An 18588-nucleotide genomic window follows, 5' to 3' on the forward strand; every position below is an offset into this window, starting at 1 on the left:
TCAGCCCTTTTTGCCCGGGCGCTGGTCTTTTACCAATAACAGGTTGTTTTCGCGTCGCAGGGTAAACAGGCCGATCCCTTCCACCAACCCGCTGAACTTGCTGTAGCCGTAGTTGCGCGGGTCAAACTCGGGCATCTGCTTGGCCAACTGGCTGCCCACCGGGCCAAGGTTGGCCCAACCTTCGTCGTCAGACGCCGCCTCAATAGCTTGGCGCAGGAGATTGCACAGCTTGGTGTCCTGACGCAGTTCCTGTGCCGAGCGACGCTGAATAACCGTCTCCGCGTTCTCGGGGTGCTGGGTAAAGATTTCGGTGTAGATAAAGCGGTCGCAGGCGGCAACAAAAGGCTTGGGCGTTTTCTTCTCGCCAAAGCCATACACCACCTTGCCCGACTCACGCAGACGCGCCGCCAGCCGGGTGAAATCGCTATCGCTGGAAACAATGCAAAAGCCGCCAAGGTCTGCCGAATACAGCAAGTCCATGGCATCGATGATCATCGCGCTGTCGGTCGCGTTCTTGCCGGAGGTGTAGGCAAATTGCTGAATCGGCTGAATCGAGTGCTCCAGTAGTGAGGCTTTCCATTTACCCAGACTGGGCGTAGTCCAGTCGCCATAAATGCGCTTTACGCTCGCCACACCCAACTTGGCTACCTCGGCCAGCAAGCCTTCAACAATCGCCGGATTGGCGTTGTCGGCATCAATCAACACGGCCAACCGTGTCGGCTCCATCTGTGCTGCCATCGATTCACTCCCCTGTGTGTGCAGCCGACATCTTGGCAGGGGCCCCTGCACGGCGACAAGCCTCTCAGTGGCTTACCAGTTCGCAGAGCTGCCCCACCCCCTCAACAATCGCCGGCGTCGGGCGCACCAGCAGGTCGCTGTCCAGCACGTACAGACGTTGCTGTTCGACGGCGGCCAGTTGTGGGAAGCGGCGCCATTCGTCGAGCCAGCGCTCGGCGGAGATGCCGGCGTCGGCCACGGCAATGATGGTGTCGGGGTTGGCGACCAGCACGCCTTCGCGGCCTACCTGCGGGGCCAGGCCGGTTAGGTTGGCGAATACATTGTCCGCGCCGCAGAGGCTGAGGGCATCCGATAGCATTTGGTCGCCAGCTACGGTGTACAGCGGGTTGTCCCACAGTTGCAGGAACACGCGGGGCTGGTTGACGCTGCGCTGCTGCCGCAATTGATCAAGCTGACTGTTGAAACGGCTGGCCAGTGCGGCCGCTTGTGGCTTGCGCTCTAGCAGCTCGCCCAGCTGTAGGGTCATGTCGTCGATATCATCAAGCCGCTGGGGGTCAAACTCGGCAACCTGAATGTTCCAGCTGCGTAGACGCGCCAGCAATTCGGCAGGGTTGCCGCTGCTCCAGGCAAGAACCAGATCAGGTTTGGTGGCGACAACTCGCTCAGCCGACAGCGTACCGTAGCTGCCGACGCGCGCGACCTTGTCTAGCTCACCGGACAGCTGGCCATCATCCAGCACGCCAACCAGCTGACTGCGGGCATCCAGCTGCAACACCATATCGGTAAGAAAGGGGGCAATGCTAACCACCCGTTCGGCGGCGCTCAGCGGCGCAGCCAGCCAGCACAGCAGGCCAAGGCTGGCCAGCAGGCGCATTCAGTCGACCCAGGCCGCCGGGGGACGGTACAGCAGCATGACGCCAAGACTGACGACTACCAGCAGTACCAGAGGGATAACCTCACCTACGCAGAAGTAATGCACCAGCGCGACCAGCGCTGGCAGGGCCGCAGCACTCAGGCCCAGGCTCTGCAAGCGGTGCAGGCTGGCCCAGGCGCCAGCCGCCTCATCGCTGGTGCCCAGGGCATCGACGCGAATCAGCGCGCGCTTGTACAAGCGGAAGCGCCACAGCGTTAGCAGCAGTGTGGTCATGCCAATGGCGAACAGCGGCACGGCAGCGGCGTCGAACAGGCCGTTCCAGTCACCCAGTACCACCACCAGCAGAATCGGCAGCAGCAATACGGTCAGGCTGAGCATGCGCCAGACGCTGCGCAGGGTGCGCCAGTGGGGCTTGGGGTCAAACATCATCGGGCTCGGTTTCTGCCTGATGCAGCTGGCCCAGCATGTGGCCCAGCTTGCCGGCCTTGGTGGCCAGGTACTTGGTGTTGTGCGGGTTTTTGCCAAACTGCAGCGGCAAGCGTTGGGCCACCTCAACGCCAAAGCCCTGAATCGCTTTGACCTTGCGGGGGTTGTTGGTCAGCAGCTTGAGGCTGGTGATACCCAGGTGATCGAGCATCGGTTTGCAGATGCCGTAGTCGCGCTGATCGGCGCCAAAGCCCAATAGCTCGTTGGCTTCGACTGTATCGGCGCCGCCATCTTGCAGGTGATAGGCGCGAATCTTGTTCATCAGACCAATGCCACGGCCTTCCTGGCGCAGGTACAGCAGCGCGCCACGGCCTTCGTCGGCGATCGCCTTGAGCGCAGCTTCCAACTGAAAGCCGCAGTCACAGCGCAGGCTGAACAGGGCATCGCCGGTCAGGCATTCGGAGTGCAGGCGCCCGAGGACCGGCTGGCCGTCGGACACATTACCCATCGTCAGCACCACATGCTCCTTGCCGGTCGCTTCTTCCAGGAAGCCGTGCATGGTGAATGTTCCCCACTGGGTGGGCAGCTGAGATGAAGCAACAAAGGTGACTGTCACACCGGTCTCCTGTACAGCCTTTGCAAAAAGGGCTGACATATTAGCAGGAGAAGCCCTCGCGGGCGATCTGTGCGTTGCCTGGATAGCTGCGGTGAATGCTCAAGACTGCGCTGAACCGAGCCGGCTCTTGCTTCAGAACTTGCGCTCAAGCAGCAGCAGGTTGTCGCGCTCATCCATACGCACACGGCTGAGCCAGCTCATGCCCAGCAGTACATCCAGGGGATAAGCCCCGTCGAGCACCACGCCCTGCACATTGGTCAGCTCGATTTCGCCCACCTTGACCCGCGCCAGCGAGACCCGGTAGCCATCAACCGCGCCGCTGGCGGTGGTGGCGCGAATCGGCGTGCCGATCAGCTGGTAATCAATGCCCATGCGCCGCGCCTGATTGGCATTCATGGCGACGCTGGTGGCGCCGGTATCGACCATAAACACGGCGTGGTGACCGTTGATGGAGCCGGTCACCCGGAAGTGTCCACCCTCGCCACGGGGGATGCTCACCTGCTGCCGTTCGGCCTGGGCAAAGCCTTCGGTGTACTCGCGCTGCAGGCCGAACTGACGCGTCTGGCCGTCGATACGCAGGGTGGCAGTGTTACTGTCGGCAGCGACCAGCTCAACGCCCTGTACCGCGGGTTTGCCGACACGCAGCATGTGACGTGCGCCATCGATATTGACCACCGCGGCATTGGGGAACAGACCCACAACGCGGACATCGGACGCCGCCTGCAGCGCACTGGCGCCCAGCAGCATGGAGCCGGCCAGCAGGGCCGCCAAGGGAGAAAACCTGCGTTGTTCAGCCATTGAGATGTCCTTTCCGCAATGCCAGAGAAGGGCTACACCATAGCCAATAGCCATTCGCCCAGCAACAGCACCAGCAGCGCCATGACGCCGGCAATCACATCGTCGAGCATAATGCCCAGGCCACCGCCAACCCGGCGATCAACCCAGCCAATCGGCCAGGGCTTCCAGATATCGAACAGGCGAAACAGCACAAAGCCGGCGAGCAACCAGGCCCAGCCGGTTGGCGCCAGCCAGAGCGCAATCCACAAACCGACAAACTCGTCCCAGACGATACCGCCGTGATCGTGCACACCCAGATCCGCTGCCGTGCGATGGCACAACCAGATACCCAGCAGCGTAGAGAGCAGAATAACCAGCGCATAGCCGCCCAGCGGCAGCTGCTGCCAGAGCAGCACAAAGGGCAGCGCCGCGAGTGTGCCCCAGGTGCCCGGCGCGGGCCGAATGGCGCCGCTGCCAAAACCAAAGGCAAGAAAGTGTATGGGGTTGCGCCACACCGAGGCGGGGGTGGATTCGTGCGTGTCAGTCATCCTGACTCCTGAAATGTTGATAGCCGCCGGGGCCGTCTACCGGCCGCATGCCGAGCCCCAGATCCAGCTGCACGCCCTGCCCGGCTTGCACCTGACCAATCACGCTGACCCGCTGCCCGGCTTGGCGCCAGCGCTCGATCTGCCCCCGCGCCGCACGCGGCAAGGTAAAGAGCAGTACGTAATCATCCCCGCCGCGCAGCATCCAGTCCAGTTGCTGAGGTTCTGGCCAGCTGCGCAGCGCATCGGACATGGGCAGTTGCGGGCCGTTGATCTGCAGGCACACGCCGCTGGCCTTGGCGATATGCGCCGCATCGGCCAGCAGCCCGTCGGAGACGTCCAGCCCGGCACTGGCGTGGCCGCGCAGCATGGCGCCCAATGCCAACTGCGGTAGCGGGCGCCAGAAGCGCCGGTGCAGATAGTTCTGCTCGGCAATGGGCAGGCCAGCAGGTAACGACTGGCGCAGTACCACCGCCAGCCCAGCCGCACCATCACCCAGCCGGCCGCCGACGCAGAGCAGGTCACCGGGCCGTGCGCCACTGCGGGTCAGCGCCTGGCCGACCGGCACCTGACCAAACACTGTCACGCCGATATTCAGCGGGCCGCGCGTGGTATCGCCACCGATCAGATTGATACGGCAATCATGGGCAGCATCGCCCAGGCCGGCAGAAAACGCCTGTAACCAGCCCGGTTCGGCCTGCGGCAGGGTCAGCGCTAGGGTAAAGCCCAAGGGTTCAGCGGCCATGGCAGCAAGGTCGCTGACAGCCACGGCAAGGGCGCGGTAACCCAACTCGGCGGGGGGGCAATTAACGGGGAAGTGAACACCCTCGACCAGGGTGTCGGTAGAAATGACCAGCTGCTGACCAGCCGCTGGTTGCAGCAGCGCGGCATCGTCACCGATGCCCAGGGCGACCGCCCCGCTGGCTGCGGCCCGCTGCAGTCGCTCGGTGCGAAAGTAGCGGGCAATCAGGTCAAACTCGTCCAGCGCCATGGCCGGGCGATCAGCGTCCCTTGCGAGCGGCGTTGACCTCAGCCTTGCGCAGACGCGGCGCCAGCTTGTCGAGGATGCCGTTGACGTACTTGTGACCGTCAGTCGCGCCGAAAGACTTGGCCATCTCGATGGCTTCGTTGATGACTACGCGGTAGGGCACGTCGATGCGCTTGAGGAGCTCATAAACGCCGATACGCAGCACCGCCAGTTCGATGGGGTCCAGCTCCTTGATGTCGCGATCCAGCACGACGCCCAGCTCGCCGTCGATGTCGCCGAGATTACGCGGCACACCGGTCAGCAGCTCGTGGAAGTAGGCACCGTCCACCTTGCTGAAGTCGTTGTCGGTGCGAAACTGCGCCTCGATGTCCGATACCGGCAGATCAGCCATATGCCAGGCGTACAGCGCCTGCAAAGCCAGACTGCGAGCCTTGCGGCGGGCCGATGCCTTCGGGCGACCGGCGGTGCCAGAACTCTGCTGACCGTCCATCAGGCCTCCAGCTGCTTGATCACGCTGACCATTTCATAGGCAGACATGGCCGCTTCTGCGCCCTTGTTGCCGGCCTTGGTGCCGGAACGCTCGATGGCCTGCTCGATGCTGTCGACGGTCAGTACGCCGAAGGCGACCGGGATACCGTATTCCAGCGATACCGCGCCAACGCCTTTCACGCACTCACCGGCTACGTATTCAAAGTGCGGTGTGCCGCCACGGATAACCGCGCCCAGGGTAACAATGGCGTCGAACTTCTTCAGATCAGCCACTTTCTTGACCATCAGCGGAATTTCAAACGCGCCGGGTACGCGGATGATGGTGATGTCGGACTCGTTTACGCCGTGGCGCTTGAGTGAATCTACAGCGCCCTCGACCAGGCTCTCGACGACAAAGCTGTTGAACCGGCCAACAACCAGTGCATAGCGGCCTTGGCCAGTTACAAAATCGCCTTCGATGGTACGGATAGCAGTCATGGGCACTCTCTCTCAATTAAAGAACCGGCAGCGCGCTAAGGCGCTGTCGTGAATCAATGCGTTTATTCGCAGGGCAAGTATTCTACTACTTCCAGGTCAAAGCCGGATATGGCGTTGAACTTCATCGGTGCCGACAGCAGGCGCATCTTGCGTACGCCCAGATCACGCAGGATCTGAGAGCCGGCCCCTACCGTATTGTAGGTCGACGGGCGGCGTGGCGCCGATTTGCCCTGACCCAGGTTGGCTACGTGGTCAAGCAACGCCTGCGAATCCACCTGATTACCCAGCAGCAGCACCACACCGCGACCTTCAGCCGCCACCCGGCGCATGGCCTCCTGCAGGCTCCAGCGGCCCGGCTCGGGTACCAGGAACAGATCACGCAGCGGGTCGACATTGTGTACCCGCACCAGCGTCGGCTCCTCGGGCTGGATGTCGCCCAGGGTCAGCGCCATGTGCACCACATCGTCGGTGCGGTCGCGGTAGGCCACCAGGTTGAACTCGCCCAGCTCGCTGCTCAGCAATTTCTCTTCGGCGCGCTCTACCGTGCGCTCATTAAGCAGACGGTAGTGAATCAGGTCGGCAATGGTGCCAATCTTGATGTTGTGCTGCTTGGCAAACTCTTCCAGCTCCGGGCGACGCGACATGCTGCCATCGTCGTTCATGATCTCGCAGATCACAGCCGACTCGCCAAAGCCGGCCATACGGGCCAGGTCACAGGAGGCTTCGGTATGACCGGCACGCGCCAGCACGCCACCGGGCTGCGCCATCAGCGGGAAGATATGGCCGGGGCTGACGATATCTTCGGCCACGGCATTGGCAGCCGCAGCAGCCTGCACTGTGCGTGCGCGGTCGGCAGCGGAAATGCCGGTGCTGACGCCAACCGCCGCCTCGATGGATACGGTGAACTTGGTACCAAAACCCGAGCCATTGCGCTGCACCATCAGCGGCAGCTTGAGGCGCTCGCAGCGCTCCAGGCTCATCGGCATGCAGATCAGGCCACGGCCGTAGCGTGCCATGAAGTTGATGTGCTCGGCCTGGCAGGCCTCGGCGGCCATGATCAGATCGCCTTCGTTCTCGCGGTCTTCGTCATCCATCAGGATGACCATCTTGCCGGCGCGAATATCTTCGATCAGTTCTTCGATGCTGTTGAGTTTCATCCGGCCCTCCGGGGGCAGGTTAATCAGGATTTGAGGAAACCGTTCTCGGCCAGAAAGGCCATGCTGATGCCACCAGCGGTCGGCTCTGCGGCCTTCTCACCGAGCAGCAAACGCTCCAGATAGCGGGCAATCAGATCCACTTCCAGATTGACGATGGTGCCGGGCTGGTAATCGCCCATGACGGTTTCCTGCAGGGTGTGCGGAACAATGTTCAGGTGGAAGACCGCGCCTTCCACGGCGTTGACGGTCAGGCTGGTGCCGTCCACGGTGATCGAGCCTTTTTCGGCGATGTACTTCGCCAGCTCGGCCGGTGCTTCAACGCGGAAGTGCCAGGAGCGGGCATCCTGGTGCAGCGACAGCACCTTGCCGACGCCGTCGACGTGGCCGCTGACCAGGTGACCACCAAGCCGGGTGGTCGGCGTCAGGGCCTTTTCCAGGTTGACCCGACTGCCCGGCTTCAGCGACGCCAGAGCGGTACGGCGAATGGTCTCCTGGCTAACATCAGCCCAGAAGCCGTCACCGGGCAATTCAATAGCCGTCAGGCAGACGCCGTTGACCGCGATGCTGTCGCCCAGTTTGACGTCGCCCAGATCCAGCTTGCCGGTACGCACGTAGAGACGCACGTCACCGCCCTGGGGCTGCATGCTCTGAATCTGGCCAACCGCTTCGATAATACCGGTAAACATGAATTGCCTCGTTTTTGCCGTTGCCGGTCAGGAGACCAGCAGACCCAGACCATAAACAGCGACAAAGCCGAAGGCAAAGGCCATCAGCAACAGTCCAAAGCTGCGCAGGTAGGTCATGAATGTCAGGCCGGGCATCTTGCTCATGGCAACGATACCGGCAGCGGAGCCAATTATAAGCAGGGAACCACCCACACCAACAGCGTAGGTCAGCCCCATCCACTCGGCGATGGTCATCTGCAGGTCGGCCTTGAGCAAGGCGGCGGTCAGCGGCACGTTGTCGATCAGCGCCGAGAGCATGCCCATCAGGAAGTTGGCGGCCATCGGTGGCATCAGGTCGTACAGTGACGTCAGGCTCTGCAGGGTGCCGATGTACTGCAACATGCCGACCAGCAGCAACACGCCGAGGAAGAACAGCAGCGTCTCGAACTCGATGACCCGGATGTATTCCAGAATCGGGTCGTTGTCGATGTCTTCGTTGAAAAAGCGGGCGATCAGGAACATCAGCGCCAAGCCGGTCAGGAAGGTCAGCACCGGCGGAATGGCAAAGAACAGGCTGAGCAGAATGGTCGCCAGAATAGTGACCAGAAACAGCCCGCCGATGACCTGATCGACGCCGCGCAGCTCGTGCAGCTCATTGCGCTCGATGACAACCTCGTCGCCCATGCCGATCGACAGCAGCGCCGCCAGCAGCAGCACGGCCAGCAGTGCCGGCAGGCTCAGCAGCAGCAGATTGGTGATCTCGACCTTGTCGGCCATAAAGATCATCAGCGTGGTCACATCACCGGTGATCATCGCCACACCGCCGGAGTTGACCGCAAACACCACCAGCGTGGCGAAGCGCAGCATCTTGCGCAGCTCAAGGTTCAGGCTGAGTACCAGCGCCACCGACACCAGGGTGGCGGTGATGTTGTCGGCAATTGAGGAGAACACAAAGCAGAAGCCGCCGGTCAAGAACAGCAGTTTGCGCTCGGTAATGCGCCCAGGAAGGATGCGGTAGATGACGTTTTCGATCAGCCCCTTCTTGTTCAGGTAGGCAACGAAGGTCATGGTCGCCAGCAGGAACAGCCAGAGACTGGCGATATCGGTGATGTTCTCGTTCAGCGCCTCATGTACCTGCTCGCGTACCGCCTCGCTGGGCGCGGCGATAAACAGCACCAGCCAGGACAGGGCGCCGAACAGCAGCACCACCTTGGCCTTGTTTACATGGATAACTTCTTCAAGCACCACGCCCAAAAAGGCGATCACTGCCATCGCCAGGAGCAGTATCTGTACGCTGCTTTGCATTGGTTAACACTCTCAGGAAGGGAAAATCGGGCGTGCAGTGATGCGCCAATCCTGGCCTATGGCTCGCATATCGGTGATGGCGACGTCCATCGCCTCGCTCATGCTCTCGAAGGGGAGCTGCATCAGGGGGCGCGCCTGACTGCCCAAGAGGCGCGGCGCCATATACACAATCACTTCATCAACCAGGCCGGCACGCCAGAAGGCGCCCGACAGCCCGGCACCGGCTTCGACCAGTACCTCGTTGCAGCCGCGCGCGGCGAGGGTCTGCAACACGGCCTGCAGATCGACTTTGCCGTCTGCACCGGGGACCGCCAGCAATTCGCTGCCAACGGCCAGATAATCATCGGCGGCCTGCTCAGCGCTGGTGCTGATCACCAGCGTGGGGCCTGCCTCACGGAAAAAACGCTGCTCTAACGGCACCCGGCGCAGGCTGTCGACCAGCACGCGCAGGGGTTGTCGGGCCGCCGCGGCGGCCGCTTCATCATCCGGCAGCCCTAGTTCACTGGCGCGCACGGTCAGCGCCGAGTCATCCAGCAGCACGCTGTCGGCACCGCTCACCACCGCGCCGCTGCGCGCCCGCAGGCGCTGCACATCGGCCCGGGCAGCCGGGCCGGTAATCCACTTGCTTTCACCGCTGGCCATGGCGGTGCGGCCATCCAGGCTCATGGCCAGCTTGACGCGCACCCAGGGCAGACCCTGCTGCATGCGCTTGATAAAGCCGGGGTTAAGCGCCCGTGCCTGCTCTTCCAGCAGCCCGCACTCAACCGCAATACCGGCTTCGCGCAGCCGCTGCAGGCCGTTGCCAGCCACCAGGGGGTTTGGGTCCTGCATGGCGGCGACCATGCGCGACACACCGGCCTTGATCAGCGCATCGGCGCAGGGTGGGGTCTTGCCAACGTGGCTGCAGGGCTCAAGGGTGACGTACGCCGTGGCACCACGGGCTCGCTCGCCGGCCTGTGCCAGGGCGTTTACCTCGGCGTGACCTTCACCGGCACGCACATGCCAACCCTCACCGACCACCTCGCCATCGGCGACCAGCACACAACCCACGCGCGGATTGGGTTCAGTGGTGTACAGGCCGCGCTCGGCCAGCATCAGCGCCCGGCTCATCCAGCTGCGGTCGGCAGCGCTCCACTCAGGCATCGCTGTCGTCCTGCTCGCGGCGCGACAGTCGCTCGATTTCTTCGCGGAACTGATTCAGGTCCTGGAAGCGGCGATACACGGAGGCAAAGCGGATGTAGGCGACTTCATCGAGCTGCTTGAGCTCACGCATCACCATCTCGCCGACAGTCATGGCCTTGACCTCGCGCTCGCCGGTGGCGCGCAGGCGGTGCTTGATATGGCCGATAGCGGCTTCAATCTGCTCAACGCTGACCGGACGTTTTTCCAGCGCGCGCTGAAAGCCAGCCCGCAGCTTGTCTTCGTCAAAGGGCTGGCGACGCCCGTCCTGCTTAATTACCCGGGGCAGCACCAGCTCAGCCGTTTCAAAGGTGGTGAAGCGCTCCTGGCAGGCCAGGCACTCGCGGCGCCGACGAACCTGATCGCCTTCGGCGACAAGGCGCGAGTCGATCACCTTGGTGTCATGGGCGCCACAGAACGGACAATGCATGCAGGTTTTCCCGAGCGGATATAAAAGCGGCCTACATAGTACTCCTTTGTAGGCCGCGGATAAAATGTATCCTTATGTTACCCCTCCCGCCGCAAAACGGCGGGAGGGGGCACTCAGGCAGACGCTTGCAACCAGCTGTCACGCAGCCGACGCTTGGCCACCTTGCCGTTGTCGTCACGCGGCAGCGTCTCGACTACCTCAACCCGCTTTGGCACCTTGTAGCCAGCCATCTGCTCGCGGATAAAGGCCTGCACCTGCTCGGCTGTCACCTTGCCTTCCGGGCTGGCTACCACGGCCATCAACGACTCACCGTACTCGGCATCCGGCACACCGAACACCGCGCAATCAGTGACACCCTCCAGGGTGATCAGCACATGCTCGATCTCGGCCGGGTAGATGTTTACGCCGCCGGAGATGACCATGTCCGACTGACGGTCACAGACATACAAATAGCCCTCGGCATCCAGATAGCCGATGTCGCCAACCGTGGCCAGATCATCCAGCCCGGCCTTGCTGCGCGCGGCGTCGTTATTCAGGTAGGTAAAGTCCGGCACCATGGGCTGGCGCACATAGATCACGCCCGGCTCGCCCACACCACACTCGCGACCGTCTTCGCTGACAATACGAATTCGCGTATCGGCAATCGGCCGGCCCACACTCCCCGGCTTGCGGCGTGCGGACTGCGGGTCCTGCAGGGTGACCATGCCGGTCTCGCTGGAGGCGTAGGTTTCAAAGATTACATCGCCCCACCAGTCGAGCATTGCCTGCTTCACTTCCGGCGCGCAGGGCGCGCCGGTGGAGGCGACAAAGCGCACCGACGAGATATCGTACTTGGCCCGAACCTCTTCCGGCAGACGCAGCAAACGCACATACATGATGGGCACCAGATAGACCACCTCGATACGGTGCTGCTCAATCAGCGCCAGCGTCTGCTCGGCATCGAAACGCGGCATTACCACCAGGGTCTCGGCCTGCTGAATCGCCTGCTGGGTGAAGGAGGTCGGCGCGCTGTGATACAGCGGCGCGGTGACCAAGGCCCGAACACCGGGTGTAATACCCCAGGCGATGCGGCACAGCTCGCGCATGCCCTCAGCCATTCGCTCACGCAGCTCCGGCGGCGGCAGCAGACGCACCACTCCCTTGGGCCGCCCTGTGGTACCCGAGGTGTACGCCATATGGGCGCGTGGCGTGCGCTCCGGGCCGTCATAAGGCGCTTGCCGCGCAAGCCAGCTTTCGTAATCGCAGACATCATCCGCGCCAGCGCCGACCACCAGCACCTGCACACCCGCCGGAATGGCGCCGTCCAGCGTCGCCAGCAGGTCGGCTTCGACGATCAGTACCTTGGCCGCCGAATCGTTCAGCAGGTAGGCCACCTCGTCGGCCTTGAAATGCCAGTTGACCGGGCAGTAATAGCAGCCAGCGGTCAGACAACTCTGGATCGCATCGATAAATACCGGGCCGTTGCGCAGCATCACGGCGATCACATCGCCATCTTCAACGCCCAAACGCGCCAGGCCACCGGCCAGCCGCAGCGCGCGGTCGGCCACCTCATCACCGCTGCGGCGCAGCTCGCCACAGATGAGTTGTGCAGTCATCAGCGTGCTCCAAAGGGCTGGGTGATGCGCGCCATGCGCTCCTGCGCCTCGTGGTACTCGCGCTCCAACTGGGCAACCGCCTCGGCGGTCGAGCTCACCTTGCCAATGCTGCCGACACCCTGGCCAGCGCCCCAGATGTCGCGCCAAGCCTTGCTCTTGCTGCTGCCGCCAGAGCCGAACTTCATGCTGCTTTTGTCACCCTCGGGCAGGTCGTTCGGGTCCATGCCGGCGTTGACGATGCTGGGCTTGAGGTAGTTGCCGTGCACCCCGGTAAACAGGTTGCTGTAAACAATGTCATCGGCGCTGGTATCCACCAGCATCTGCTTGTAGGCCGGATCGGCGTTGGCTTCGTGGGTGGCAATAAAGCGCGTACCCATATAGGCCAGATCGGCGCCCATGGCTTGTGCGGCGAGGATCTGCTCGCCCTTGGCAATGGAGCCGGAAAGGATGATCGGGCCGTCGTAGAAGGCGCGAATTTCAGACACCAGCGCGAACGGGCTGAGCTGACCGGCGTGGCCGCCAGCGCCAGCGCAGACCAGAATCAGGCCGTCAACGCCGGCCTCAATGGCCTTCTTGGCGTGCTTGACGTTGATCACATCGTGGAACACCAGACCGCCGTAGCTATGAATCGGCCCGACCACCTCGTTGGGCGCGCGCAGGCTGGTGATGATGATCGGCACCTTGTACTTCACACAGAGGTCGACGTCGTGCTGCAGGCGGTCGTTGCTGCTGTGCACGATCTGGTTGACCGCAAAGGGCGCCACCTTGGCCTCAGGGTTGGCGGCCTGGTACTCGGCCAATTCAGAGGTGATGCGCTGCAGCCATTCATCCAGCAGCTCGGCCGGGCGCGCATTGAGCGCCGGAAACGAACCGACGACGCCAGCTTTGCATTGGGCGATAACCAGATCCGGGTTGGAGATGATAAACAGCGGGGAACAGATGACCGGCAAACTCAGATTGCCTTGCAGAACGGCGGGCAGACTCATGCGTGCGCTCCTGAATATTGTGCTAGGTGTTGTGGTTGTTCACCGACTATAAAAGCCCGCCTTCTGCTCTACAATGTCCGCACCCAAGCCCAAACTGTTTACTAATAGGCAACAATGTGGACATTAAGACCCTGCAGTATTTCAGCGCCATCATAGAAGCTGGCAGCATGAGTGGCGCGGCACTCCGGCTTGGCACCTCCCGCTCGCATATCAGCCGGCGGCTGAAGGCGCTGGAGCAGGACCTGGAGGTGCAGCTGCTGCGGCGTACTACCCGACGCATCGAACCCACGCAAATCGGCTGGGCGCTGTACGAACACGCCGCGCGCATCAGCCAAGAGTTGAACGCGCTGCAATCCACCGTCGACAATTTAGGCCGCAACCTGCGCGGCCACCTGCGCCTGAGTGTGCCCTCAGCCCTCGGCCAACAGGTGATCGGGCCGCTGCTGCTGGAGTTTGCCAACGCCTATCCGGACGTCAGCCTGCAGCTGACGTTCAGCAACCGCATCTTTGACCTGGTAGCCGAGGAAATCGACCTGGCCATCCGCGTCACCAACACGCCACCCGACACCCTGGTGGCCCGCGACCTGGGCCCGATCGACTGGACCTTGTGCGCCAGCCCCGGCTATTTGCAGCGGGTTGGCGCGCCGCTGCATCCAGAAGACCTGCTGCGCTGCGACATGGTCAGCGTCAAGGTACCGGACCTGCGCTTGCCGCTGGAGCTGTCTGATGGCAAACACAAGCAGGTCCTGACCCTGCGCCCACGCGTGCAGACCGACGATATGCTGTTTCTGCGCCGCGCGGCTGAACAGGGCGTGGGCTGTGTTCTGCTGCCCTACTACGCCGTACGCGAGCAGCTGGAAAGCGGCCAACTGCAGGTCGTGCTGCCCGGTTACCGGGCACGGGTCGACGCCTGGGGCGACCACCTGTATCTGTTGACCGCCCCCAACCTCTACCCCACGCTGGCCACCCGCGCGTTGATCGAGTTTCTGCGTAGCCGGCTGGCGGACATTCCGCTGACACCCAGGCAGCCGCTTGGCAAAATGTCCGACTGAGCCAGGAGCCGACCATGACACTGCAGACACTCACCAACGCCCTTCACCAAGTCCTGCCCGATGCCGAATTGACGCCCACCCGGGTGCCCGGCCTGCCCGAGCTGGAACTCTGGTTGCTGGACCCGGCCAATCTCGACCGCGCCTTCGCCGCCGAGGAAACCCGGCGCCTGCTCGAACACCCGCCCTACTGGGGCTTCTGCTGGGGCAGCGGGCTGGCCCTGGCGCGCTGGGTGCTGGACCACCCCGCCGAGGTGCGCGGCAAGCGTGTGCTGGACTTTGGCGCAGGCTCTGGCGTGGTTGCCCTGGCCTGCCGCATGGCCGGCGCCAGCGAGGTCATCGCCTGCGATCTGGACGCCCCGGCCCTGGAGGCCTGTGCCCTCAACGCACGACTCAATGACATGCGCCTCACCCTGTCGGACGACTACTTTGCGGTCAGCGGTGAAATTGACCTGCTGATCGCCGCCGACGTGCTCTATGACGTCGAAAACCGCCCGCTGCTGGAGCACTTTGCCGGCCGCGCCAGGCAGGTGTTGATCGCCGACTCGCGGGTGCGCGACCTGGTGCACCCCCGTTACCAGCGCAGCGCCGTCCTGCGAGGCCAGACCTGGCCGGATCTGGGCGAGCCGCTGGAGTTTCGCGATGTCAGTCTGTATCAGCTCACCCCTTGACCCCGGCGCCAGCGCCCCCATATAAAGCAGTCCCCCACACTCGCTGCGGAATCGCCTTATGTCCTCGCCTTACCTGTTTGACGCCACCACCGACACCTTCGACCGCTATGTGCTCGAAAACTCCTTCCACAAGCCGGTACTGGTGGATTTCTGGGCTGACTGGTGCGCGCCCTGCAAGGCGTTGTTCCCAGTACTGGAGAAGATTGTCGACAGTTATCAGGGCGAACTGCTGCTGGCCAAGGTCAACTGCGATACCGAGGTGGGCCTGACCGAACGCTTTGGCATCCGCAGCCTGCCCACCGTGGTGCTGTTCAAGGACGGCCAACCGGTCGAGGGCTTTGCCGGCATCCAGACCGAAAGCGCCATCCGCGAGTTGCTGGCCCCGCACGTCGCCGAACCGCAGCCCGAGGAAGAAGCCGCTCCAGAAGCCGATCTGGCCAGCCAGGCCCAGACCCTGATCGACGCAGGCCAGCCGCAGGAGGCGATTGCCCTGCTGCAGCCCGCGCTGCAGGCCGAAACCGATGACGCCCTGCTGCTACTGCTGGCCCGCGCCCTGCTGGCCGACGGCCAACTGGATGACGCCGACCAGGTCATCAATGCCGTACAGAATAAAGACAGCCACAAACAAACGCTAAGCGCGCTCAAGGCGCAGCTCAGCTTTGCCCGTCAAACCACCGATTTCCCGCCACGTGACAGCCTCGGAGCGCGCCTGGCCAGCGATGCGGCCGACAGCGAAGCGCAATATCAACTCGCCTTGCTGGACCTGACCGCCGGCGCCAGCGAGTCGGCACTGGCCGCCCTGCTTGACCTGCTGCAACGCGACCGCAGCTGGGGTGACGGCGCCGCCCAGAAAACCCTGCTGCAGGTTTTCGACCTATTGGGCGGCGACCACCCACTCACCGTGCAATACCGCCGCAAGCTGTACCAGGCGCTCTATTAAGAAAACACGGGGTGATGTAGCGCCCCGCAAGGGGCACCGCAGTCAAGGCAGGGTTGCCATAACGCAAAAATGAAATAAGATAACATTTTCTTATTTCAGCCGGAGTCTCGCCATGCGCCGCACCCTGCTTGCCCTCAGCCTTGCCCTGCCCTTCAGCCAGCCGTTGTTTGCCCACGAGCACCATGACCATGAACACGACAGCCTGGGCGCCCACGAGCACGGCGTTGCCAGCCTCAATCTGGTGGTCGACGGCAACCAGGTCAGCCTGGAGCTGGATAGCCCCGCCGCCAACCTGGTGGGGTTTGAATACCAACCCAGCACAGAAGCAGACCTGGCCACCGTAGCCCGCGTAAAAAGCGAGCTGCAGCAGGCCAACGGCCTCTTCACCTTGACACCCGCCGCTGGCTGCCAGCTGCAACAGGTCGAGCTGGACAGCCCGCTGTTTGCCGCGCATGACCATGACGAGCACGAAGGTCATGATCATGCCGACGATGACCAGGACGGGCATGCCGAGCACGCAGACATCCAAGGTCGCTTTGACTATACCTGCGATGCCCCCGAGCACCTTGAAGCCCTGACCCTGCCATTGTTCAATACCTACCCGGCGATGCAGCGCATTCAGGTGCAGGCCATCACCGCCAGCGGCCAGCACGGCGCCGCGCTGAGCGCCGACCAACCCACCTTGCCACTGGACTGAATCAAGCATGACCACACCACTGCTGCAGGTCAGTGACCTGCAGTTTGCCTGGCCGGGCCAGCCCCTACTGCTGGATATCCCGGCCTTCAGCCTGGAGACCGGCGAGCGCCTGTTTCTCAAGGGGCCGTCCGGCAGCGGCAAGACCACCCTGCTGGGCCTACTCGGCGGCGTGCACCAGCCGCAACAGGGCGCGGTCAGCCTGCTGGGTCAGTCACTGCGACAGCTGTCGTCGCTGCGCCGCGACCGCTTTCGCGCCGACCACACCGGCTACCTGTTCCAGCAATTCAACCTGCTGCCCTACCTCTCGGTGCTGGACAACGTCACCCTGCCCTGTCGCTTCTCCGCCCTGCGGCGTGAACGTGCCCTGCGCCAGCAGCCGGATCTGAATAGCGCCGCCGAACACCTGCTGCGTGAGCTGGGCCTGAGCGACGCCACCCTGCATCAGCGCAGCGCCGGCGTCCTGTCGATCGGCCAGCAGCAGCGGGTAGCCGCCGCCCGTGCGCTGATCGGCAGCCCCGAGCTGGTGATTGCCGACGAGCCCACCTCAGCGCTCGATGCCGACAGCCGCGACGCCTTTCTCAAGCTGCTGTTCGATGAGTGCCAGCAGATGGGCAGCAGCCTGCTGTTTGTCAGCCATGACACCAGCCTGGCAACCCGCTTTGATCGCGCCCTGTCACTGGCCGAACTCAACCGCGCCAGCAAGCCGGAGACACTCTGATGTACCTGTTGCGTCTCGCCCTGCAAAGTCTGGCCAACCGCCGCTTTTCTGCCCTGCTGACGGTGCTCGCCATCGCCCTGAGCGTCACCCTGCTGTTGTCGGTCGAACGGGTGCGTACCGAAGCCCGCGCCAGCTTTGCCAGTACCGTCAGCGGTACCGACCTGATCGTCGGCGCCCGCTCCGGCTCGGTTCAGCTGCTGCTGTATTCGGTATTCCGCATCGGCAATGCCACCAACAATATTCGCTGGGACAGCTTTGAGCAGATCAGCCATCAGCCAAAGGTCAAATGGGCCATCCCCCTGTCGCTGGGCGACTCGCACCGCGGCTTTCGGGTGCTGGGGACCAACCAGGCCTATTTCGAACACTATCGTTTTGGCCGCGATCAGGCGCTGCAACTCAGTGAAGGACAGCCCTTCTCGGACCTGTACGATGCCGTGCTGGGGGCCGATATCGCCCGCGAGCTGGGTTACCAGCTGGGCACCGAGCTGGTGTTAGCCCATGGCGCCGGTGCCGTCAGCTTCGTCAAACATACAGACAAGCCCTTCCACGTGGTTGGCATCCTGGCCAAGACCGGCACGCCGGTAGACCGCACCATCCATATCAGCCTGGAAGGCATGGAGGCGCTGCATGTGGACTGGCAGCAGGGTATGCCGGCTCGCGGCGCCGGCCAGGTCAGCGCCGAGCAGGCGCGCCAGCTGGACCTTACACCCAACGCCATCACCGCCTTCATGCTGGGCCTGGAGCGGCGTATCGACACCTTTGCCCTGCAGCGGCAAATCAATGAATTCAGCGGCGAGCCGCTGCTGGCTATCCTGCCCGGCGTTGCCCTGCAGGAGCTGTGGAGCCTGTTGAGCGTGGCGGAAAAGGCGCTATTGCTGGTCTCGGTATTCGTGGTACTGACCGGGCTGGTCGGTATGCTGACGGCGATTCTCAGCGGCCTGAACGAACGCCGCCGGGAGATGGCCGTGCTGCGTTCGGTCGGTGCCCGGCCGCTGCATATATTCAGTCTGCTAGTACTGGAGGCGGTCAGCCTGACCCTGGCCGGCATCGCGCTGGGTCTGGCACTGCTGTATGCTGGCGTGGCCGCCGCCCGGCCCTGGCTGGAGCAGCAGTATGGCCTGTTTCTGCCGCTTGCCTGGCCAACGCCGAGCGAGCTGAAGCTGCTGGGCGGTATACTCGCTGCCAGCCTGCTGATGGGCTGCATCCCGGCCTGGCGTGCCTATCGACAGGCGCTGCTCGACGGCCTGTCCATCCGCTTGTAATCAC

22 protein-coding genes are annotated in these 18588 nt (G+C 63.2%); 6 read left to right on the top strand and 16 right to left on the bottom strand.

All coding sequences use genetic code 11. From position 1 onward, the window contains the following. The 16 genes from HV822_RS06740 to HV822_RS06815 all read right to left on the bottom strand — a co-directional run bounded on the left by HV822_RS06740 (position 1) and on the right by HV822_RS06815 (position 13247). The gene (locus tag HV822_RS06740) at positions 1–738 is read right to left on the bottom strand and encodes an NYN domain-containing protein (RefSeq protein WP_238872967.1); all 738 of its coding nucleotides are present in this window, start codon (positions 736–738) and stop codon (positions 1–3) included. 64 nt (positions 739–802) lie between these two features. Continuing rightward, the gene (locus HV822_RS06745; protein WP_238872968.1) at positions 803–1612 is read right to left on the bottom strand and encodes a cobalamin-binding protein; all 810 of its coding nucleotides are present in this window, start codon (positions 1610–1612) and stop codon (positions 803–805) included. Beyond that, positions 1613–2038 carry an MFS transporter gene (locus HV822_RS06750; RefSeq protein WP_238872969.1) on the bottom strand — a complete coding sequence of 142 codons (426 nt, stop codon included), beginning with the start codon at positions 2036–2038 and terminating at the stop codon, positions 1613–1615. Next, positions 2031–2654 carry a GTP cyclohydrolase II gene (gene ribA, locus HV822_RS06755; RefSeq protein ID WP_238872970.1) on the bottom strand — a complete coding sequence of 208 codons (624 nt, stop codon included), beginning with the start codon at positions 2652–2654 and terminating at the stop codon, positions 2031–2033. Before ribA ends, HV822_RS06750 begins: the two co-directional genes overlap by 8 nt. A 132-nt stretch (positions 2655–2786) precedes the next feature. Further along, on the bottom strand, positions 2787–3452 hold the full coding sequence (locus HV822_RS06760) for a retropepsin-like aspartic protease family protein (RefSeq protein ID WP_238872971.1): 666 nt from the start codon (positions 3450–3452) through the stop codon (positions 2787–2789). Between the two features lie 32 nt (positions 3453–3484). Further along, positions 3485–3979: a phosphatidylglycerophosphatase A family protein gene (locus HV822_RS06765; RefSeq protein WP_238872972.1), complete on the bottom strand. Its 495-nt coding sequence runs from the start codon at positions 3977–3979 to the stop codon at positions 3485–3487. Further along, entirely contained in the window at positions 3972–4961 is a 990-nt protein-coding gene (thiL, locus tag HV822_RS06770; protein WP_238873562.1) for a thiamine-phosphate kinase, read from the bottom strand. The genes HV822_RS06765 and thiL overlap by 8 nt, the downstream gene beginning before the upstream one ends. 16 nt (positions 4962–4977) lie before the next feature. After that, a complete protein-coding gene (gene nusB / locus HV822_RS06775) occupies positions 4978–5454 on the bottom strand; it encodes a transcription antitermination factor NusB (RefSeq protein WP_238872973.1) in 477 nt (158 codons plus the stop codon). Then, the gene (gene ribH / locus HV822_RS06780) at positions 5454–5930 is read right to left on the bottom strand and encodes a 6,7-dimethyl-8-ribityllumazine synthase (RefSeq protein ID WP_238872974.1); all 477 of its coding nucleotides are present in this window, start codon (positions 5928–5930) and stop codon (positions 5454–5456) included. The genes nusB and ribH overlap by 1 nt, the downstream gene beginning before the upstream one ends. Before the next feature lie 62 nt (positions 5931–5992). Continuing rightward, on the bottom strand, positions 5993–7087 hold the full coding sequence (gene ribBA / locus HV822_RS06785) for a bifunctional 3,4-dihydroxy-2-butanone-4-phosphate synthase/GTP cyclohydrolase II (protein WP_238872975.1): 1095 nt from the start codon (positions 7085–7087) through the stop codon (positions 5993–5995). Positions 7088–7110: 23 nt separating this feature from the next. Then, the gene (locus HV822_RS06790) at positions 7111–7773 is read right to left on the bottom strand and encodes a riboflavin synthase (RefSeq protein ID WP_118131972.1); all 663 of its coding nucleotides are present in this window, start codon (positions 7771–7773) and stop codon (positions 7111–7113) included. 27 nt (positions 7774–7800) lie between these two features. Next, positions 7801–9057, bottom strand: a complete 1257-nt coding sequence (nhaD, locus tag HV822_RS06795) for a sodium:proton antiporter NhaD (protein ID WP_238872976.1) — start codon at positions 9055–9057, stop codon at positions 7801–7803. A 12-nt stretch (positions 9058–9069) separates the two neighbouring features. Further along, positions 9070–10200: a bifunctional diaminohydroxyphosphoribosylaminopyrimidine deaminase/5-amino-6-(5-phosphoribosylamino)uracil reductase RibD gene (gene ribD, locus HV822_RS06800; protein ID WP_238872977.1), complete on the bottom strand. Its 1131-nt coding sequence runs from the start codon at positions 10198–10200 to the stop codon at positions 9070–9072. Then, the gene (nrdR, locus tag HV822_RS06805; RefSeq protein WP_083728108.1) at positions 10193–10666 is read right to left on the bottom strand and encodes a transcriptional regulator NrdR; all 474 of its coding nucleotides are present in this window, start codon (positions 10664–10666) and stop codon (positions 10193–10195) included. The genes ribD and nrdR overlap by 8 nt, the downstream gene beginning before the upstream one ends. A 113-nt stretch (positions 10667–10779) precedes the next feature. Continuing rightward, a complete protein-coding gene (locus HV822_RS06810) occupies positions 10780–12261 on the bottom strand; it encodes an AMP-binding protein (RefSeq protein ID WP_238872978.1) in 1482 nt (493 codons plus the stop codon). Beyond that, on the bottom strand, positions 12261–13247 hold the full coding sequence (locus tag HV822_RS06815) for an NAD(P)H-dependent flavin oxidoreductase (RefSeq protein WP_238872979.1): 987 nt from the start codon (positions 13245–13247) through the stop codon (positions 12261–12263). The genes HV822_RS06810 and HV822_RS06815 overlap by 1 nt, the downstream gene beginning before the upstream one ends. Before the next feature lie 116 nt (positions 13248–13363). Between HV822_RS06815 and HV822_RS06820 the strand changes: the two genes are divergently transcribed. The 6 genes from HV822_RS06820 to HV822_RS06845 all read left to right on the top strand — a co-directional run bounded on the left by HV822_RS06820 (position 13364) and on the right by HV822_RS06845 (position 18584). After that, positions 13364–14299 (top strand): LysR family transcriptional regulator, encoded by a 936-nt coding sequence (locus HV822_RS06820; protein WP_238872980.1) that lies wholly within the window; start codon positions 13364–13366, stop codon positions 14297–14299. Positions 14300–14313: 14 nt separating this feature from the next. After that, positions 14314–14967: a class I SAM-dependent methyltransferase gene (locus HV822_RS06825; protein ID WP_238872981.1), complete on the top strand. Its 654-nt coding sequence runs from the start codon at positions 14314–14316 to the stop codon at positions 14965–14967. Positions 14968–15025: 58 nt separating this feature from the next. Continuing rightward, complete coding sequence (gene trxA, locus HV822_RS06830; protein ID WP_238872982.1) at positions 15026–15907, top strand: thioredoxin; 882 nt, start codon at positions 15026–15028, stop codon at positions 15905–15907. A gap of 112 nt (positions 15908–16019) precedes the next feature. Next, positions 16020–16604, top strand: a complete 585-nt coding sequence (locus HV822_RS06835) for a DUF2796 domain-containing protein (RefSeq protein ID WP_238872983.1) — start codon at positions 16020–16022, stop codon at positions 16602–16604. 7 nt (positions 16605–16611) lie between these two features. Next, positions 16612–17322, top strand: coding sequence for an ABC transporter ATP-binding protein (locus HV822_RS06840; RefSeq protein ID WP_238872984.1), 711 nt, complete (start codon positions 16612–16614; stop codon positions 17320–17322). Continuing rightward, positions 17322–18584, top strand: a complete 1263-nt coding sequence (locus HV822_RS06845) for an ABC transporter permease (protein ID WP_238872985.1) — start codon at positions 17322–17324, stop codon at positions 18582–18584. Before HV822_RS06840 ends, HV822_RS06845 begins: the two co-directional genes overlap by 1 nt. Positions 18585–18588: the final 4 nt, after the last annotated feature.

Origin of the sequence: Halopseudomonas maritima, assembly GCF_021545785.1 — a bacterium.
Classification (GTDB): domain Bacteria; phylum Pseudomonadota; class Gammaproteobacteria; order Pseudomonadales; family Pseudomonadaceae; genus Halopseudomonas; species Halopseudomonas maritima.

What these genes read in the sequence shown, in the direction of transcription:
- HV822_RS06740 (WP_238872967.1), bottom strand. Translation starts at nt 738, where the DNA reads ATGGCAGCACAGATGGAGCCGACACGGTTGGCCGTGTTGATTGATGCC.
- HV822_RS06745 (WP_238872968.1), bottom strand. Translation starts at nt 1,612, where the DNA reads ATGCGCCTGCTGGCCAGCCTTGGCCTGCTGTGCTGGCTGGCTGCGCCG.
- HV822_RS06750 (WP_238872969.1), bottom strand. Translation starts at nt 2,038, where the DNA reads ATGTTTGACCCCAAGCCCCACTGGCGCACCCTGCGCAGCGTCTGGCGC.
- HV822_RS06760 (WP_238872971.1), bottom strand. Translation starts at nt 3,452, where the DNA reads ATGGCTGAACAACGCAGGTTTTCTCCCTTGGCGGCCCTGCTGGCCGGC.
- HV822_RS06765 (WP_238872972.1), bottom strand. Translation starts at nt 3,979, where the DNA reads ATGACTGACACGCACGAATCCACCCCCGCCTCGGTGTGGCGCAACCCC.
- nusB (WP_238872973.1), bottom strand. Translation starts at nt 5,454, where the DNA reads ATGGACGGTCAGCAGAGTTCTGGCACCGCCGGTCGCCCGAAGGCATCG.
- ribH (WP_238872974.1), bottom strand. Translation starts at nt 5,930, where the DNA reads ATGACTGCTATCCGTACCATCGAAGGCGATTTTGTAACTGGCCAAGGC.
- ribBA (WP_238872975.1), bottom strand. Translation starts at nt 7,087, where the DNA reads ATGAAACTCAACAGCATCGAAGAACTGATCGAAGATATTCGCGCCGGC.
- HV822_RS06790 (WP_118131972.1), bottom strand. Translation starts at nt 7,773, where the DNA reads ATGTTTACCGGTATTATCGAAGCGGTTGGCCAGATTCAGAGCATGCAG.
- nhaD (WP_238872976.1), bottom strand. Translation starts at nt 9,057, where the DNA reads ATGCAAAGCAGCGTACAGATACTGCTCCTGGCGATGGCAGTGATCGCC.
- ribD (WP_238872977.1), bottom strand. Translation starts at nt 10,200, where the DNA reads ATGCCTGAGTGGAGCGCTGCCGACCGCAGCTGGATGAGCCGGGCGCTG.
- nrdR (WP_083728108.1), bottom strand. Translation starts at nt 10,666, where the DNA reads ATGCATTGTCCGTTCTGTGGCGCCCATGACACCAAGGTGATCGACTCG.
- HV822_RS06810 (WP_238872978.1), bottom strand. Translation starts at nt 12,261, where the DNA reads ATGACTGCACAACTCATCTGTGGCGAGCTGCGCCGCAGCGGTGATGAG.
- HV822_RS06815 (WP_238872979.1), bottom strand. Translation starts at nt 13,247, where the DNA reads ATGAGTCTGCCCGCCGTTCTGCAAGGCAATCTGAGTTTGCCGGTCATC.
- HV822_RS06825 (WP_238872981.1), top strand. Translation starts at nt 14,314, where the DNA reads ATGACACTGCAGACACTCACCAACGCCCTTCACCAAGTCCTGCCCGAT.
- trxA (WP_238872982.1), top strand. Translation starts at nt 15,026, where the DNA reads ATGTCCTCGCCTTACCTGTTTGACGCCACCACCGACACCTTCGACCGC.
- HV822_RS06835 (WP_238872983.1), top strand. Translation starts at nt 16,020, where the DNA reads ATGCGCCGCACCCTGCTTGCCCTCAGCCTTGCCCTGCCCTTCAGCCAG.
- HV822_RS06840 (WP_238872984.1), top strand. Translation starts at nt 16,612, where the DNA reads ATGACCACACCACTGCTGCAGGTCAGTGACCTGCAGTTTGCCTGGCCG.
- HV822_RS06845 (WP_238872985.1), top strand. Translation starts at nt 17,322, where the DNA reads ATGTACCTGTTGCGTCTCGCCCTGCAAAGTCTGGCCAACCGCCGCTTT.